This is a genomic window from Meinhardsimonia xiamenensis, assembly GCF_900102905.1.
Classification (GTDB): domain Bacteria; phylum Pseudomonadota; class Alphaproteobacteria; order Rhodobacterales; family Rhodobacteraceae; genus Meinhardsimonia; species Meinhardsimonia xiamenensis.
Map to the genome: position 1 here is coordinate 608,928 of NZ_FNFV01000001.1, position 16,552 is coordinate 625,479.

Genomic DNA, 16,552 nt, shown 5'->3' on the forward strand with positions numbered 1-16,552 from the left:
CATTGTCCGCGCGGAGTATGGCGCGCGGCTGCGGCGGCGGCAATGCACACCGCCCCGTGCAGTGATGCACGGCGGCTCGCGAGCACGGCGGCCTGGCAGCGTGGCCACTTGCCAGCGCGGGGCGAAGCGGCTAGAGAGCCGCGCATCGGGAGGCCGCCAGAGCCTCGGGAAGAACCATTGGGCAGGGCCGGGGACAACCGCCGGCCCTGATTTGCATGGAAGAGACCCGGGGCGGCTGGCGGGGCAGAACCACTCAAAGACCGGCGGAGACAACCGCCTGGCCGGAAATGACGATACACTGAAAGGAACCTGAACTTAATGACCGCAACTGCAACACGCGAGGAATTCGAAGCCCTCCTCAACGAAAGCTTCGAGATCGACACCCCCAAGGAGGGCTCTGTCGTCAAGGGCAAGGTCATCGCGATCGAGAATGGCCAGGCCATCATCGACGTCGGCTACAAGATGGAAGGCCGCGTCGATCTGAAGGAATTCGCAAGCCCCGGCGAGGAGCCGAATATCAAGGTCGGCGACGAGGTCGAGGTTTTCCTCGAGCGGGTCGAGAACGCCCGCGGCGAGGCGGTGCTGAGCCGCGACAAGGCCCGCCGCGAAGAGGCGTGGGACCGGCTCGAGAAGGCCTATGCCAATGACGAGCGCGTTGAAGGCGCCATCTTCGGCCGCGTCAAGGGCGGCTTCACCGTCGATCTCGGCGGTGCCGTGGCCTTCCTTCCGGGCAGCCAGGTGGATGTGCGCCCGGTGCGCGACGCCGGCCCGCTGATGGGGCTCAAGCAGCCGTTCCAGATTCTCAAGCTTGATCGGCGCCGCGGCAACATCGTCGTCTCCCGTCGTGCGATCCTCGAGGAAAGCCGTGCCGCCGAGCGCGCCGAGGTCATCGCGCAGCTCAACGAGGGCGACGTCGTCGAAGGCGTGGTCAAGAACATCACCGAGTATGGCGCCTTCGTGGACCTTGGCGGCGTGGACGGCCTTCTGCACGTCACCGACATGGCCTGGCGGCGCGTCAATCACCCCTCCGAGATCGTCTCCATCGGCGAGACCATCAAGGTGCAGGTGATCAAGATCAACAAGGAGACCCACCGCATCAGCCTCGGGCTGAAGCAGCTGCAGGCCGACCCGTGGGACACGGTGGAGGAGAAGTACCCGGTTGGTTCGGTGCACAAGGGCCGCGTGACCAACATCACCGACTACGGCGCCTTCGTGGAGCTCGAGCCGGGGATCGAGGGGCTCGTGCACGTCTCCGAGATGAGCTGGACCAAGAAGAACGTCCATCCGGGCAAGATCGTCTCGACCTCCCAGGAGGTGGATGTGATGGTGCTCGAGATCGACCCGGCCAAGCGCCGCGTGAGCCTCGGGCTCAAGCAGACCCAGCGCAACCCCTGGGAGGTGTTCGCCGAGACCCATCCGGTGGGCACGGTCGTCGAGGGCGAGGTCAAGAACATCACCGAGTTCGGCCTCTTTGTCGGCCTCGAGGGCGACATCGACGGCATGGTGCACCTCTCCGACCTCAGCTGGGACAAGCGCGGCGAGGAGGCGATCAAGGAGTATCGCAAGGGCGACATCGTCAAGGCGGTGGTCACCGAGGTCGATACCGAGAAGGAGCGCATCTCGCTCTCGATCAAGGCGCTTGAAGGCGATCCCTTCCAGGAGGCCGTGGCCGGCGTGAAGCGCGGCGACGTGATCACCGTGACGGTCAGCGCCATCGAGGATGGCGGCATCGAGGTGGAATACGAGGGCATGAAGTCCTTCATCCGCCGCTCCGACCTCAGCCGCGACCGCTCCGAGCAGCGGCCCGAGCGCTTCCAGGTCGGCGACAAGGTCGATGTCCTTGTCACCAACGTCGACCCGAAGAGCCGGCGGCTTGGCCTGTCGATCAAGGCGCGGGAAATCGCCGAGGAGAAGGAAGCGGTGGAGCAGTACGGCTCTTCCGACTCCGGTGCCTCGCTTGGCGAGATTCTCGGCGCTGCGCTGCGCGGCGGCGACGACAAGTAACCGGTTCTGCGCCGACGGCTCTGATAGGCCCCGCCCGCGTGGCGGGGCCTTTCCCGTGACAGCTCCAGCGCGAATCGCCGGCGTTGCGCGCCGATGCCGGGCCGGAGGCGATGCGCGATGCAGGTGCCTGACGTGGCGTGAGGCTGTAAATGAGCCGTGAATCAGCGCATTAGCCGGGCAAAACTCCGCTTTGCAGGCCATGTTCGGGTTTGGCGCGGGACGCATTGCGCCTATATTGACGCGGTGCCGGCTGCCCCGGCGACAAGGGGACTGTGCGAGACCGGCAGCGCGAAGGGGGGAGATGAGATGATCAGGTCCGAGCTGATCCAGAAGATTGCGGAAGAGAACCCGCACCTGTACCAGCGCGACGTCGAGCGCATCGTGAACACGATTTTCGAGGAGATCATCGAGGCGCTGGCACGCGGTGACCGGGTGGAGCTGCGCGGCTTCGGGGCCTTTTCCGTGAAGAAGCGCGATGCGCGGATCGGCCGCAATCCCCGCACGGGCGAATCGGTGCAGGTTGAAGAAAAGCATGTTCCCTTCTTCAAGACCGGCAAGCTGCTCAGGGATCGCCTGAACGGGCACGAGGAGTGACCACGGCACATGGCCCGCTACATCCGTTACATCCGTTACGCCTTCCTGGCGCTCGTGACCGTGGTTCTGGTGACGCTGGCGCTGGCCAATTCCGCGCCGGTGACCCTGCGTGCCCTGCCCGAGCAGCTGACGCTGCTGACCGGCTGGAACTGGAGCGCGACGCTGCCGCTGTGGGTGGTCATCTTCGGCGGCGTGGTGGCCGGACTGTTCATCGGTTTCGTGTGGGAATGGCTCCGTGAGCACCGCTATCGCGCCCAGGCTGCGCGCGAGCGGCGCGAGCGGGAGCGGCTGGAGCGCGAGGTGGCAAGGGCGCGCCGCGAGGCGGCCGGCGGCGACGAGGTGCTGGCGCTTCTCGAAGAGGGTGGGAAGGCCTGAGCCGGACCTTGCGATGACCTCCCTCGCCATTCGCTTCAAGATCTGCGGCCTGACCCGTGCCGAGGACGTTGCCGCGGCCGTCAGTGCGGGTGCCGCCTATCTCGGCTTCGTCTTCTTTCCGCGCAGCCCGCGGCACCTCGACATTGACCGGGCCGCGGAACTGGCGCTGGGAGTGCCCCCCGGGGTGGCGAAGGTCGCGCTGACGGTGGATGCCGATGACGCGATGCTCGAGGCCATCCTTGCGCGGGTGCCGGTCGACATGCTGCAACTGCACGGGCGCGAAAGCCCGGCGCGGGTGGCCGAGATCAAGGCGCGCTTCGGCCTGCCCGTGATGAAGGCGGTGGGCGTGGCCGATGAGGACGATCTCGCCCACCTAGATCGTTACGCGGGTGTCGCGGACCAGCTGTTGGTGGACGCAAAGCCGCCGCCGGGAGCCGACAGACCGGGAGGCAACGCGGTTGCCTTCGATTGGCGCCTTGTCGCGGGGCGGCGCTGGGCGGTGCCCTGGATGCTGGCCGGGGGGCTGACGCCGGACAATGTGGCCGAGGCCGTCCGCCTGACCGGCGCCCGGCAGGTCGATGTCTCGTCGGGGGTGGAATCGGCGCCCGGCATCAAGGATGCGGCGCGAATCGCCGAATTCGCTCGGGCCTTGGGGCAGGTGCGCCGGGGGGCCTTGCCCCCCGGACCCCCCGGGGTATTTTCACCAAGATGATGGAATGAGGGGCCTGCCCAGATGGAGAGCGCCATGGCCGAAGACCTGATCAACAGTTTCATGACGGGCCCCGACGAGCGCGGCCGTTTCGGCCGATTCGGTGGTCGCTTCGTCTCCGAGACGCTCATGCCGCTGATCCTTGATCTCGAAGAGCAGTATGAGCGCGCCAAGACCGACGAGAGCTTCTGGGCGGAGATGGATGACCTCTGGGAGCATTACGTCGGCCGGCCGAGCCCGCTCTATTTCGCCGAGCGGCTGACCGAGCATCTCGGTGGCGCCAAGGTCTATTTCAAGCGCGACGAACTCAACCACACCGGCGCGCACAAGATCAACAATGTGCTGGGGCAGATCATTCTTGCCCGGCGCATGGGCAAGACGCGGATCATTGCCGAGACGGGGGCCGGCCAGCATGGTGTGGCGACGGCCACTGTGTGCGCCAAGTTCGGGCTGAAATGCGTCGTCTACATGGGCGCCCATGACGTGGAGCGGCAGGCGCCCAATGTCTTTCGCATGCGGCTTCTGGGAGCGGAGGTCGTTCCGGTCACCTCCGGGCGCGGCACGCTCAAGGATGCGATGAACGACGCGCTGCGCGACTGGGTGACCAATGTGCGCGACACCTTCTACTGCATCGGCACGGTGGCAGGGCCGCACCCGTATCCGGCCATGGTGCGCGACTTCCAGTCGATCATCGGGCGTGAGGCAAAGGCGCAGATGCTCAAGGCCGAGGGCCGGCTGCCCGACACGCTGGTGGCGGCGATCGGCGGGGGGTCGAACGCGATGGGGCTGTTCTACCCCTTCCTTGATGACAAGGATGTGCGGATCATCGGCGTCGAGGCGGGCGGCAAGGGCGTGGACGAGAAGATGCAGCACTGCGCCTCCCTCACCGGCGGGCGGCCGGGCGTTCTGCACGGCAACCGCACCTATCTCTTGCAGGACGACGACGGGCAGATTCTCGAGGGCTATTCGATTTCGGCCGGGCTCGACTATCCGGGCATCGGACCCGAGCATTCCTGGCTCTACGAGACGGGGCGCGCGGAATATGTGGCGATCACCGATGCCGAGGCTCTCGAGGCGTTTCAGCTGTGCTGCAGGCTCGAGGGAATCATCCCCGCGCTCGAGCCTTCCCATGCGCTGGCGCATGTCATGAAGATCGCGCCCGAGTTGCCGCGCGACCACCTGATCTGCATGAACATGTGCGGCCGGGGCGACAAGGACATCTTCACCGTAGCCCGCGCGCTCGGCATGGAGATGCCGCAAGCGGGGTGAGGCCCCGAGGGGTGAGGCCCCAAGGACGGGTAGGCCCATAAACGGGAGTTTATGGCCATCCGCCGGCCGATTATCCGCCGCGCGATAAACCTCCGTCGAATGGATGCGGGTGGCGTCCTCTGCCTTGCTGTCCCCATCGGCCCGCCGCCGGCGGGTCGCAGGACGGCATCAGGAGGACGACACATGAGAAAGAAGATTGCAGCGGGTCTGGGCGTGGCGCTGCTGGTTGCCCTCGGCGCGAAGGCCGACCCCCCTTCACCGACGCCATCGTGAGCGATCTGCAGTCTCAGGGCTTCGAGTTCATCGAGATCAAGAACGGCCCTTCCACGGTCAAGGTCGAGGCGGTGCGCGGGGCGACGAAGCTTGAGGTGGTGTATGATCGCGCCACCGGGCGCATCGTGAAGCAGGAGACGGCCCCGGCCGGCGATGATGCCGGGCGCAGCGGCGTGTTCATCCGTTCGCGCGACGATGACTTTGTCGACGCGAATGACGACGTCTCGCGCGATGAGCAGCATGGCGATGATCGCGACGGTGGCCGTGTCGACGACCATGACGACGATGATGGCGGCCGCGGGGGGCGGGACGACGACAGAGGGTTGCCTCTCCTGCGGGCGGGCACTGTGGGTGCCCGTCCGCGCCTTGCGTTCCGTGGGGCGGCGCAGATGGTGGCGACATGGCGACAGCGATGAACAGCAGACCGGATCGCAGGAGCTTTCTTGCCGGTGGCTTCCCGACGGTCATGGTCGCAAGTGCCGGTCCGGCTGCAGCGGAGACGGTGCGCGAGCCGATCGAGATTGGCGCCCCGCTGGGGCTTGTTCTCGGTGTCGTGCTGGGGGCAATCGCGCTCCAGCGGACGCTGAAGCTCAACCGCCGCATGCAGGCGCAGATCGACGCGGCTTCGGCGGCGTTCCATGCGCTCATGCAGCAACGCTTCGATGAATGGGGGTTGACCCCGGCGGAACGCGATGTCGCCTTCCTTGCCCTCAAGGGCTGCTCGATTGCCGAAATCGCGCGGTTGAGGGAAACTTCCGAAGGCACGGTGAAGGCGCAGACCAATGCCATCTACCGCAAGGCCGGCGTGAGCGGGCGGGCGCAGCTTCTGAGCCTGTTTCTCGATGACCTGATGGGCGTGCGGCCGTGAAAAGCGGCCGATCAGCCGTGGTTTGCCGTTCCGGGCGGCGTGCCCGGGTCAAGCGCGCAGGCGCGAAGAATGTGCTGCGGCACGATCTCGAGTGCGCGCGCGTGCGTCGCCTCGAGCACCACTTTCGGGGCGCAGCCCTCGTCGTGGGCCTGCAGGAAACGCGCGGCGCACAGGCACCAGCGGTCGCCGGGCTTCAGGCCGGGGAACAGGAATTCCGGCCGCGGGGTCGAGAGGTCGTTGCCGACATACTTGGAGAAGGCGAGGAATTCGGCCGTCATCACCGCGCAGACGGTATGGCTGCCGGTGTCCTCGGCGCAGGTGTCGCAGGCGCCGTTGCGGAAGAGACCGGTCATGGGCGCGCGCGAGCATGGCTGCAGCGGGCCGCCGAGGACGTTGATGGAAGGGTCCGTGCGCATGGGCATTCCCTCGCGGATTGCGGGTTCAGCGGAACCGGTCGATGAGGCGCTCAAGGGGGCTCTTTCCCTCTTCTTCTCGGGGCGCCGCCTGCTCGGCTTCGGGCGGGGTTTTTGCGGCCTTCTCGGTCTTGCTGGCGCGGGGCGGGGCCACGCGTCGCGCAACCGCGTTCATGAAGGCCGCGGTATCGCCGCGCGCCAGAGCCGGGGCGCCGTCGGAGATGCCGCGCAAGAGGTCGTCGAGCCACGCGGCATCGGCCTTGGAAAAGTCTCCGAGCACATGGGCCGTCACGCGGTCCTTGTGGCCGGGATGGCCGATGCCGATGCGCACCCGGTGGTAGCCGTCGCCGATATGGGCATGGATCGAGCGCAACCCGTTGTGCCCGGCATGCCCGCCGCCCGTCTTGCAGCGGCACCTACCGGGGGCAAGGTCGAGCTCATCGTGGAACACGATCACATCCTCGGGCGTGAGCTTGTAATAGTGCATCGCCTCCGACACCGCCTGGCCGGAGAGATTCATGTAGGTCTCGGGCTTGAGCAGGATGACCTTCTCGCCGCCAAGGCGGCCTTCAGAGACGAGGCCGTGAAACTTGCGTCGCCAGGGTGAAAAGCCGTGGTCCTCGGCGATGCGGTCCACCGCCATGAAGCCGATGTTGTGGCGGTTGCGGGCGTATTTCTCGCCCGGATTGCCGAGCCCCACGAATAGCCGCATTGCCTGCTCCTCCTTGGTTCGAAACTAGGGCGCGCGGGGCGCCGCCGCAACGGTGCGCAACGAAAACGGGGCCCCGAAGGGCCCCGTGCGTTGCGTTCCACCGGCTCGGGGCGCGCGTGCGGGTCAGTCCTCCGACTGCTCCGTGGCCGGCACTTCGCCGGCCTCGGCGCCTTCCCCTTCTTCCTCCTCGGCCACAAGACCGCTCGGCGGAGAGATGTTGGCGATCACGAAATCGCGCTCGATGGTGGGTTTGGCGCCGGCGGGAAGCTCCACCTGCGAGATGGTCACCACATCGCCGATGTCGAGGCCCGTGAGGTCGACCACCACCTTCTCGGGGATGTCGCCGGCGACCACGTTGAGCTCGATCTCCGGGCGCACCACGGTCAGCACGCCGCCGCGCCGGATGCCGGGGGCTTCGTCCTCGTTGACGAATTCCACCGGGATGTAAACGTCCACCCGGCTCGTGCGGCGCAGGCGCATGAAGTCCACATGGATCGGCAGATCCTTGACCACATCGCGCTGCACGCCGCGGCAGATCACCCGGACGTCGTCCATGCCCTCGACCTTGAGGTTGAACAGCGTCGAGAGGAAGCGCCCCGCCTTCAGCCGCTTCACCAGCTCGTTGAAGGGGATGTTGATCGGCACCGGATCCTTGTGGTCGCCATAGACCACACCGGGCACCATGTTCTCACGCCGTGCCTGACGAGCGGCCCCCTTGCCCGTCCCCGTCCGCAACTTGGCGTGAAGATCTGGAATCTCACCAGCCATGTCTGAAATCTCCGAAAGGTTCTGTCACGTGACACCGGGCGCATCCTCCAAGGGTGTATGCCCCGATGAAGCCGCGCGTATAGTTGAGCCGCGGCGGCTTGAAAAGGGCAAATGCGCTCGCGTCCTGCAACTCGCGGCTTGCGGCCATGCGCGGGCCGGTGCACAGGCAGACGCATGAGCGTTATCGCGCCCCTGAGACTGTGTCGCGCTCCGGCCACGGCATTCGTGATCGTCGGCCTCTACTGGGGCGCCTTCGCGGCCAATGTTCCCGTCATCAAGGCGCGAATCGGCGCCTCCGACGGTGAATTCGGGGCATTGTTGCTTTCGTCGGCCCTGGGGCTCGTGAGCGCCATGTGGCTGGCCCCGCGGGCCGACCGGCTTTTCGGTGCGCGCGGGCTGCCCCTGGCCGCGCTCGTGCTGGCCGGCGCCTTCCTGCTGCCGGGTCTGGCCATCGGGCCGGCAAGTTTCGCTCTGGCGATGGTTCTGGCAGGCGCCGCCTCCGGGCTGACGGACGTGATCATGAACGCGCGCGTCTCGGAGCTTGAATCGCGCCACTCCCGCAGCCTGATGAACGCCAACCACGGCGCCTTCTCGGCCGCTTATGCCGCAAGCGCTGTCGCTGCCGGCCTTGCCCGAGAAGCCGGCACGCCAACGGTGGCGACGTTTGCCGCGCTCGGGGTGGTGACGCTGCTGCTCGCGCCGGGGCTGGCCGCGGCGCCGGAACACACGCCGTCCAGAGGTGCCGCCGCGCGTGGTTCGTCACTCGGTCCGGTCATCATGTGCGGGGCCATCGTGCTCGTCGCCTTCATGGCCGAGGCCACGGTGGAGAGCTGGTCGGCACTCTTCATCGAGCGCGAGCTCGGCGGTAGCGCGGCGCAGGGAGCGCTGGGACCGGCGATGCTCGGGCTGACCATGGCCGTGGGCCGTTTCTCCGGGCAGGCGGTCAGCGTGCGCCTGCGCCCCTCGCAGGTGGTCGTCTGGGCCAGCCTCATGGCCGCGGCCGGCGCGCTCGTCGCCGCCGCCGCACCGGTCCCGGCGGTGGCCTATGCCGGCTTTGCCGTGCTTGGGCTCGGTGTCTCGGTGATCGGGCCCCTGGGGCTGGCGATGGTCGGCCAGCTCGTCGCGCCCGCCGACCGCACCGCCGCCATTGCCCGCACCGCGGTGATCGGTTTTTCCGGCTTTGTCATCGCCCCGGTGCTGATGGGCGGGCTGAGCGAGCTCGTGGGCCTTGGCGCGGCCTTTGGCGCCGTGGCCCTGCTTCTGGCGCTGGCGCCGCTGCCCCTGCCGTGGATCCGGGCGCGCAATTCGCTTCTGTAGGGCCCGGCGCTCAGGCGCGGCGCTTGCGCGGGCCCCAGTCCTTCCAGCGGCCCTCGAAGTCTTCCGGCACGAGCAGGATGTCGCGGTCGACCTCCTCCACCCGCCGGCGGCCGCAGAAGGCCATGGTGAGGTCGAACTCGCGCTGCAGGATCTCCAGCGCCTTCGTCACCCCGGCCTCGCCCATCGCCCCGAGCCCATAGACGAAGGCGCGGCCGATGTAGGTGCCCTGCGCGCCCATCGCCACCGCCTTGAGAATGTCTTGGCCGGAGCGGATGCCGCCATCGAGATGCACCTCGACCTTGTCGCCCACCGCATCGAGGATCGCCGGCAGGGCGCGGATCGAACTCAGCGCGCCGTCGAGCTGGCGCCCGCCGTGGTTGGAGACGACGATGGCGTCAGCGCCAAGCTCGGCCGCTTTCTTCGCATCCTCGACATCGAGGATGCCCTTCAGAATGACCTTGCCGCCCCACTGCTCCATCAGCTTCGCGACCTTGCCCCAGTCGAGCGCGGGGTCGAACTGCTCGGCCGTCCAGGCCATCAGCGAGGAAGTGTCGGACACGCCCTTCACATGGCCGACGATATTGCCGAACTGGCGGCGCTTCGTGCCCAGCATCTCAAGGCCCCAGCGCCATTTCGTGGCGAGGTCGAGCATCACCGGCAGGGTCAGCTTCGGCGGGGCGGAAAGGCCGTTCTTCAGATCCTTGTGGCGCTGGCCGAGAATCTGAAGATCGAGCGTGATGACGAGCGCCGAGCAGCCTGCCGCGCGCGCCCGCTCGATCAGCCGCGAGGTGAAGTCGGTATCCTTCATGGTGTAGAGCTGGAACCAGAAGGGCCGGGTGGTGTGCTCGGCCACATCCTCGATCGAGCAGATCGACATGGTCGAGAGCGTGAACGGCACGCCGAACTTCTCGGCCGCGCGCGCGGCCTTGATTTCGCCATCGGCGCATTGCATGCCCGTCAGCCCAACCGGCGCCAGCGCCACCGGCAGTGCCACCTCCTCTCCGATCATCGTCGAGGCGGTCGAGCGGCCCGACATGTCAACCGCCACGCGCTGGCGCAGGCGGATGAGGTCGAAGTCGCGCTCGTTGTCGCGGAAGGTCTGCTCCGTCCAGCTCCCCGACTCGGCGTAGTCGTAGAACATCTTCGGCACGCGCCGCCGGTAGAGTTCCTTGAGATCGTCGATGTTGGTGATGACGGGCATGGTATCCTCCCTCTCTCACCCGCGATGGGCGCCCTCGGCCAGCGTGCGCACGAACTCCAGCACCTCCGCAACCGGTCGGCCCTCGCCGATCTTGGCCACGATCGCCGAGCCCACGACGGCGCCATCGGCCACGCGCGCGATGGCCTCCGCCGCCTCGGGCGTCCTGATGCCGAAGCCCACCACCACCGGCAGGTCGGTCTTCGCCTTGATGCGCGCGACTTCGGGGGCGACTTCCTCGGCTTGCGCCGCCGCCGCGCCCGTGATGCCGGTGATCGAAACGTAATAGACGAAGCCGCTGGTGTTGGTCAGCACCTTGGGCAGGCGCTTGTCGTCGGTCGTCGGCGTGGCGAGACGGATGAAGTTGAGCCCTGCCTGCTGCGCCGGAATGCAAAGCTCGTCATCCTCCTCGGGCGGCAGATCGACGACGATGAGCCCATCCACGCCGACGGCCTTCGCATCCTCGAGAAAGCGGTCCACCCCGCGGTTGTAGATGGGGTTGTAATACCCCATGAGCACGATCGGCGTGGCGTCGTCCTCGCGGCGGAACTCGGCCACCATGTCGAGCGTCTTCTGCAGCGTCTGGCCGGCGGCCAGCGCGCGCTGGCCGGCAAGCTGGATGGTGGGGCCGTCGGCCATGGGGTCGGTGAAGGGAACGCCGAGCTCGATGATGTCCACTCCAGCGGCGGGCAGGCCGCGCAGGATCTCCATCGAGGTGTCGGGGTCGGGATCGCCCGCCATGATGTAGGCGACAAAGGCCTTGCGGCCCTCGCCCCTGAGCCTCGCGAACGTCTCGTCGATGCGGGTCATGGCGGCTCCCTCGCTCCCCTCGATCTCGCCCGATTTGCCGCGAAACGGGCGGAAAGTGCAAGCGCCCGCGGCCACTGGTGATGTGGCCTTGCGCCGGTGCGCGGCGCTTCCCATCTCTGCAGGTGCCAACAGGCGCGCCGGCTGCTTGCCAAGCGGGGGGCACCGGCTTATCAGCGGCGCGCGATTTCCACCCCGGGGGAACGAGATGGGTTTCAAGGTCGGCATCGTCGGCTTGCCGAATGTGGGCAAGTCCACGCTGTTCAATGCGCTGACACGGACGGCCGCGGCACAGGCGGCGAATTTTCCCTTCTGCACCATCGAGCCGAATGTCGGCGACGTGGCCGTGCCCGACCCGCGGCTGGAGACCCTGGCGCGGCTTGCCGGATCACGCCAGATCATCCCCACCCGCATGACCTTCGTCGACATCGCCGGGCTGGTGAAGGGGGCAAGCCGGGGCGAGGGGCTGGGCAACCAGTTTCTGGCGAACATCCGCGAAGTTGACGCCATCGCCCATGTGCTGCGCTGCTTCGAGGATAGCGATGTGACGCATGTCGAGGGGCGGGTTGACCCGATCGCCGATGCCGAGACCATCGAGACCGAGCTGATGCTTGCCGATCTTGAGTCGGTGGAGCGGCGGCTGGCGAACCTCTCGCGCAAGGTGCGTGGCGGCGACAAGGAGGCGCTGCAGCAGGAGCGGCTGCTTCTGGCGGCGAAGGCGGCGCTCGAGGCCGGGCGGCCGGCGCGCTCGGTGCCAGTGGCCGAGGAAGACGCCAAGGCCTGGAAGATGCTCCAGCTTCTCACCGCAAAGCCGGTGCTCTACGTCTGCAACGTCTCCGAGGCCGAAGCCGCGACGGGCAACGCCCACACCGAGCGCGTGGCCCAGATGGCTGCCGAGCAGGGCGCGGGCGTGGTGGTGATCTCCGCCAAGATCGAGGAGGAAATCGCCCAGCTCGACCCCGAGGAGCAGAAGATGTTTCTCGAAGAGCTCGGGCTAGAGGAGCCGGGGCTCGACCGGCTGATCCGCGCGGGCTATGCGCTCCTTGGCCTGCGCACCTATTTTACCGTCGGCCCGAAGGAGGCGCGGGCCTGGACGATCAAGGCTGGCACGCTGGCCCCGCAGGCGGCGGGCGTGATCCACGGCGATTTCGAGCGCGGCTTCATCCGCGCCGAGACCATCGCCTACGACGACTACGTCGCCTGTGGTGGCGAGCAGGGTGCCAGGGATGCCGGGCGGATGCGCATCGAGGGCAAGAGCTACGAGGTGCAGGACGGCGACGTGATGCACTTCCTCTTCAACGCCTGAGGCAAGCGCGCCGCCGCCGGTGATGAGAACCGGCGGCGACGCTGACCGCGCACAGGGAGAGAAGGGGTCAGTGCGGTCCCCAGCGGCGGCGCTGCTCATCCTGATCGGCCCAGCCGATGTTCTCGATCAGGATCATCAGCGCAGCCGCGAGGTCACGTTCGTTTCGTGCCATGCTCAGCTGTTCGCTCACATAGCTTCTCAGCGCGGGATTGCGGATCTGCTCCAGTGCCAGCGTGGCGAAGGCGCCGCCCCGCCCCAGTCGGGCGGCGCCGGCGCGATCGGCCCGCCTGGTCATGCCGCCATCGCCCGTTGCTTGCGCAGCGAGTCTTCATCCACGAATACGTCGTGGTGAATCCCTGCGTAGTTGCGGATGGCGGCCACGCGCTCGGGCGTCACGTCCATCAGTGCGGCGAGAGCCGTGACCTTGCCCATCGGCTTGGGCGTTCCGAGATAGCCGCAGGGCGCGTTGCCGCCGCGCTTGAGCACGCGGTCCATCACCGGGTCGATCACCGCCACCGCATCGGTGATGCCGGCGGCCATGCCATACTCGAAGGCGCCGATCATCACCTCCGAGGTGACATAGGAGATGGTGTTGCGCCCGCGCCCGCTCTTGAGCCGGTTCATGTCGACGCAGAAGCGCGTCGCCTCCCAGACGGTGGAGCTGCGGATCGGCGGCTCGCCGTCGAGAATCGCCGAGAACACGTCCGAAAGCATGTGTGGTCCGGTGGTCTGCAGAAGGCGCATGCAGCCCACCACATTGCCCTCGTCGTCGAGCGAGACGACATGCGCGGGATAGAGCGCATCGAATCGGTCGTATTCCATGCCGTTGGTGACCGTCACTTCCCAGCCGAGCCGGTCATGGAAAACGCGCTTGCGAAGGCGAAAGACGTCCTCGAGCACGTCCGAGAAGGCGTCCTGATTGAGACCGTCTATCACGATGATCATGGCGACAACTCCCAGTTTCCCTATGGTTGAGCTTGAGAGAAACCTCTCGCTCCCACCATACGGGAAATCCCGTAGTTGGCGCCGTCAGAGCGCAGCGGTCGGCGTTATCCGGGCTGGATCAGGCCAAGGCCGATGGCCCGCCCCACGGCTTGCGGCGTGGTCAGCGCGCCGAGCTTCTCCCGCGCCGAGCGCAGATGCACTTCCACGGTCCGCGCCGAAATGGTGAGGATATCGGCCACGTCCTGCTGGGTCTTGCCTGCCGCGATCCACTGCAGGATCTCGCGCTCCCGGCTCGACAGGGCGGGCAGGTAGAGCGCCCGTGTGAGGACATTCGACTGCATGACCGCGTCGTGCAGGTGCACCGCGGCGCCCTGCAGCGGTGTCATGATCTTCTTGCGCAGGAGCGCCCATTCGGCATCGTCGCAATCGCGCGTCACGCTGAGCAGCCCGCAGTCGCCGTATGGTCCCCGCACCGGTACCGTCATCCCCTGTGGGCGGATGCCGTATTCGTTGGCGGGGCGGAAGACGAGATCGAACTTTTCGTCACGCTGGAAGCGGCTCCAGTCCACCGGCGCGATGCTGCGCACGGCGACATGAAGCGCCGGGTCAAAGCGGTGAAGCTGGTGTCGCATGTAGTGCATCCGCCAGCCTTCGGGGTAGTTCGCGTAACCCTGCACCGATCCGCTGACGGGATTCACCGTGGCATAGGAGGCGTGATCGAGCTCGAATTCCTGGCACAGCTCGTTGATGAAGCGCAGGAAGCTGTCATCGGTGCCGGGAACCGTGCTCAGATCGATCAGGTCCATGGGCGCACTTCCCACTCGGTCGCCAAAGGTCAGGATAACCTGCCCGTCCGTAAAGGTCGAGAGCCCGGACAGAGGCCTTGACGGAGGCGCCGAGGGGCCCGATCCGGGCAGCGCAAGGGCAGGTCCCTCCCGGATTGTCTTGCCTATGATTTGGACATGTTCTTGTGCGATTCCAGTCGCTACTGAGGCGAGTGGCGCCTTTCATGCTCGCGGTCTGGCCGAAATGTGACACCGGCGGGCCTCCGGCGCCTTTTCTCGCGCGGGATATGCCCTTGCGGCCACGTCCCTGCTAAGAACGCATTCCGAATCATTGACGATTGCGGGGCGAGCCATGCTGCCGGGGAAGACACCGCTGGAGGCCATGGAGATGCTGCGGGCCGGCGCCATTCTGGTTGACGTGCGCGAGCGCGACGAGATTGCCGCGGCCGCCTATGACGTGGAGGCGCTGCTGATCCTGCCGCTGTCCGAGGCGCAGGACAGGCTCGACGAGATCCCGCGCGACAGGCCGATCGTGTGGGCGTGCCGGTCGGGGAGGCGGTCGCGCCAGATCGGCGAGGCGCTGTGGGCGCAGGGCTTTGACAATGCCGTCAACCTCGAGGGCGGCATCATCGAGTGGGCGCGTCAGGGCTTGCCGGTGGTCCTGCACGGGGAGCGGCAGCCCACCGGCCGTGGAGCGGCGGGAGGCGCCTGACCAGTGACGGGACCGACGGCGGCAACAAGGCTGGTCCGGTGGCTGGTGGCTGCGGGCGTCGCGCTGCTGACCGGCTGCGGCGCGGCATACGTGTCGCCGGATGTGCGCGAGGCGGCGGGGCCGGTGGAGGTGCAGGTGGTCCCGGTCACGCCCGTCACGCTGCCGAGGGCCAACGCCGTGCCCTACCGGCCGCGCACCCTGCCGGCAGCGTTCGCCGCGCTCGCGGGTGCAAGCGGCCAGTGGCGCGGCGCCGGCGCGCTGCCCGAGGCCGCCGTCCCGCCCGAAGAGATCCCGGCTCCGGTGAGCACCCGGCTGCCGCCAAGGGTGGAAGACGCGCCATACCGGCTCGGCGTCGGCGATGTGCTTCTGGTCACCGGCCTTCCCGGTGCGGCGCCGGATCAGACCGGCGGTGCCGCACCGCGGGCGCGCTACACGGTTCAGGATGACGGGTCCATCGCCATACCCTCCGTCGGGCGTGTGGCGGTGGTGGGCAGGACCATTGCCGAAGCCGAGGAGGAGCTTGCCCGCGCCCTCCTGGAAGCCGGCCTCGATCCGGCCGCGCGGCTCGAGGTTGCCGAGTTCAGGGCGCATCGCGCTGTGGTGGGCGGGGCGGTGCGCGCGCCGCGTGCCGTTGCCATCGGCCTGCAGCGCCCGACGCTGGCGGAGGTCCTCGCCGCCGCGGGCGGCGTCGAGCAGGTGGACGAGCGTTTCGCGGTGGTCCGTCTCTTCCGGGACGGGCGCCTGTACGAGATCCCGCTTTCCGACATTGGCCACAATGCCTCCGTCGCGGCGCTGCCGGTTCTGGCGGGCGATGTGATCTTCGTGGACGAGGGCTACGATCTCGAGCGGGCGAGGGCCTATTTCGAGCAGCAGATCCGCCTGGCCGAGCTGCGCCAGGAGGTGCGGGCGCGGGCGCTCGCCGAGCTCGAGGCGGAAATCGGCAGGCGGCGCGCGGCGCTGGAAGAGGCGCGGCGGAATTTCCTTGCCCGTGTCGAGCTCGATGCGGTCCCGCGCGATCACGTCTATCTCGCCGGCGAGGTCGCGGCGCAGGGGCGATTTGCGCTGCCCTTCGAGCGGCAGGCGAGCCTTGCCGATGCGCTGTTCGGCGAGGGCGGGGTGCCCACGGAAACGGGCAATCCCTCCCAGATCTACGTGCTGCGCGCCGAAACGGCGGATGGATCGCGCGTGACGGCCTGGCATCTTGACGCGCGCAATGCGGCGAATCTCGTGCTTGCCACGCGGTTCGAGCTCCGGCCCAATGACGTGATCTTCGTCGCCGAACAGCCGATCACCCGCTGGCACCGCGTGCTCAGGCAGTTCGTTCCGGCGCTGATCACCTCGGGTGTTTCCGCCGCGAGCAACTGAGGCAACGCAGGGTCGCGGCGGGCCGGCCGGGGCGCGCGCTCTCGGCGCTCTCTTGCGCGCGGCGCGCGCCTGTCGCCGCTCCCCTCGCCGCGGGCCGCGGCGGCGGCGGGCGTTACCTTGCCCTCATCGGTG

General features: G+C 67.7%; 19 protein-coding genes. 11 read left to right on the forward strand and 8 right to left on the reverse strand.

Translation table 11 applies throughout. The features are described 5' to 3' along the window. Positions 1–318: 318 nt before the first annotated feature. From rpsA to BLQ14_RS02950, 7 genes are all read left to right on the forward strand, one after another. The gene (rpsA, locus tag BLQ14_RS02920) at positions 319–2,004 is read left to right on the forward strand and encodes a 30S ribosomal protein S1 (protein WP_092497954.1); all 1,686 of its coding nucleotides are present in this window, start codon (positions 319–321) and stop codon (positions 2,002–2,004) included. A 306-nt stretch (positions 2,005–2,310) separates the two neighbouring features. Further along, positions 2,311–2,598 carry an integration host factor subunit beta gene (ihfB, locus tag BLQ14_RS02925; protein ID WP_092497956.1) on the forward strand — a complete coding sequence of 96 codons (288 nt, stop codon included), beginning with the start codon at positions 2,311–2,313 and terminating at the stop codon, positions 2,596–2,598. Positions 2,599–2,607: 9 nt separating this feature from the next. Further along, entirely contained in the window at positions 2,608–2,973 is a 366-nt protein-coding gene (locus BLQ14_RS02930; protein WP_092497958.1) for a lipopolysaccharide assembly protein LapA domain-containing protein, read from the forward strand. A gap of 13 nt (positions 2,974–2,986) precedes the next feature. Next, positions 2,987–3,685 carry a phosphoribosylanthranilate isomerase gene (locus BLQ14_RS02935; RefSeq protein ID WP_092497960.1) on the forward strand — a complete coding sequence of 233 codons (699 nt, stop codon included), beginning with the start codon at positions 2,987–2,989 and terminating at the stop codon, positions 3,683–3,685. Positions 3,686–3,718: 33 nt separating this feature from the next. Continuing rightward, positions 3,719–4,951: a tryptophan synthase subunit beta gene (gene trpB, locus BLQ14_RS02940; RefSeq protein ID WP_092498366.1), complete on the forward strand. Its 1,233-nt coding sequence runs from the start codon at positions 3,719–3,721 to the stop codon at positions 4,949–4,951. A 269-nt stretch (positions 4,952–5,220) separates the two neighbouring features. Continuing rightward, on the forward strand, positions 5,221–5,640 hold the full coding sequence (locus tag BLQ14_RS02945; protein WP_092497962.1) for a hypothetical protein: 420 nt from the start codon (positions 5,221–5,223) through the stop codon (positions 5,638–5,640). Continuing rightward, entirely contained in the window at positions 5,637–6,092 is a 456-nt protein-coding gene (locus BLQ14_RS02950; RefSeq protein WP_245656876.1) for a helix-turn-helix transcriptional regulator, read from the forward strand. Before BLQ14_RS02945 ends, BLQ14_RS02950 begins: the two co-directional genes overlap by 4 nt. Before the next feature lie 11 nt (positions 6,093–6,103). Here the strand turns inward: BLQ14_RS02950 and BLQ14_RS02955 are convergent, their stop codons facing one another. From BLQ14_RS02955 to BLQ14_RS02965, 3 genes are all read right to left on the reverse strand, one after another. Then, positions 6,104–6,508, reverse strand: coding sequence for a DUF2237 family protein (locus tag BLQ14_RS02955; RefSeq protein WP_092497966.1), 405 nt, complete (start codon positions 6,506–6,508; stop codon positions 6,104–6,106). Positions 6,509–6,533: 25 nt separating this feature from the next. Beyond that, complete coding sequence (gene pth, locus BLQ14_RS02960) at positions 6,534–7,217, reverse strand: aminoacyl-tRNA hydrolase (RefSeq protein ID WP_092497968.1); 684 nt, start codon at positions 7,215–7,217, stop codon at positions 6,534–6,536. A gap of 123 nt (positions 7,218–7,340) precedes the next feature. Beyond that, a complete protein-coding gene (locus BLQ14_RS02965) occupies positions 7,341–7,985 on the reverse strand; it encodes a 50S ribosomal protein L25/general stress protein Ctc (RefSeq protein WP_092497970.1) in 645 nt (214 codons plus the stop codon). Positions 7,986–8,159: 174 nt separating this feature from the next. Here BLQ14_RS02965 and BLQ14_RS02970 point away from each other — a divergent pair, with 174 nt between their 5' ends. Continuing rightward, positions 8,160–9,302 carry an MFS transporter gene (locus tag BLQ14_RS02970; RefSeq protein WP_092497972.1) on the forward strand — a complete coding sequence of 381 codons (1,143 nt, stop codon included), beginning with the start codon at positions 8,160–8,162 and terminating at the stop codon, positions 9,300–9,302. 10 nt (positions 9,303–9,312) lie between these two features. On the opposite strand, the gene BLQ14_RS02975 is transcribed toward BLQ14_RS02970, so the two are convergent. Then, a complete protein-coding gene (locus BLQ14_RS02975; protein ID WP_092497974.1) occupies positions 9,313–10,503 on the reverse strand; it encodes an alpha-hydroxy acid oxidase in 1,191 nt (396 codons plus the stop codon). A gap of 15 nt (positions 10,504–10,518) precedes the next feature. Beyond that, a complete protein-coding gene (trpA, locus tag BLQ14_RS02980; protein ID WP_092497976.1) occupies positions 10,519–11,310 on the reverse strand; it encodes a tryptophan synthase subunit alpha in 792 nt (263 codons plus the stop codon). 205 nt (positions 11,311–11,515) lie between these two features. Between trpA and ychF the strand changes: the two genes are divergently transcribed. Beyond that, complete coding sequence (gene ychF / locus BLQ14_RS02985; RefSeq protein ID WP_092497978.1) at positions 11,516–12,613, forward strand: redox-regulated ATPase YchF; 1,098 nt, start codon at positions 11,516–11,518, stop codon at positions 12,611–12,613. Between the two features lie 67 nt (positions 12,614–12,680). On the opposite strand, the gene BLQ14_RS02990 is transcribed toward ychF, so the two are convergent. The 3 genes from BLQ14_RS02990 to BLQ14_RS03000 form a co-directional block, all read right to left on the reverse strand. Then, entirely contained in the window at positions 12,681–12,908 is a 228-nt protein-coding gene (locus BLQ14_RS02990) for a hypothetical protein (protein ID WP_092497980.1), read from the reverse strand. Further along, complete coding sequence (locus BLQ14_RS02995; RefSeq protein WP_092497982.1) at positions 12,905–13,558, reverse strand: acyl-homoserine-lactone synthase; 654 nt, start codon at positions 13,556–13,558, stop codon at positions 12,905–12,907. The genes BLQ14_RS02990 and BLQ14_RS02995 overlap by 4 nt, the downstream gene beginning before the upstream one ends. A gap of 104 nt (positions 13,559–13,662) precedes the next feature. After that, a complete protein-coding gene (locus BLQ14_RS03000) occupies positions 13,663–14,364 on the reverse strand; it encodes a LuxR family transcriptional regulator (RefSeq protein ID WP_092497984.1) in 702 nt (233 codons plus the stop codon). Positions 14,365–14,695: 331 nt separating this feature from the next. Here BLQ14_RS03000 and BLQ14_RS03005 point away from each other — a divergent pair, with 331 nt between their 5' ends. Both BLQ14_RS03005 and BLQ14_RS03010 read left to right on the forward strand, forming a co-directional pair. Continuing rightward, positions 14,696–15,055: a rhodanese-like domain-containing protein gene (locus tag BLQ14_RS03005; RefSeq protein ID WP_092497986.1), complete on the forward strand. Its 360-nt coding sequence runs from the start codon at positions 14,696–14,698 to the stop codon at positions 15,053–15,055. Between the two features lie 3 nt (positions 15,056–15,058). Then, on the forward strand, positions 15,059–16,420 hold the full coding sequence (locus BLQ14_RS03010; protein ID WP_245656878.1) for a polysaccharide biosynthesis/export family protein: 1,362 nt from the start codon (positions 15,059–15,061) through the stop codon (positions 16,418–16,420). The last annotated feature ends 132 nt before the right edge of the window (positions 16,421–16,552 follow it).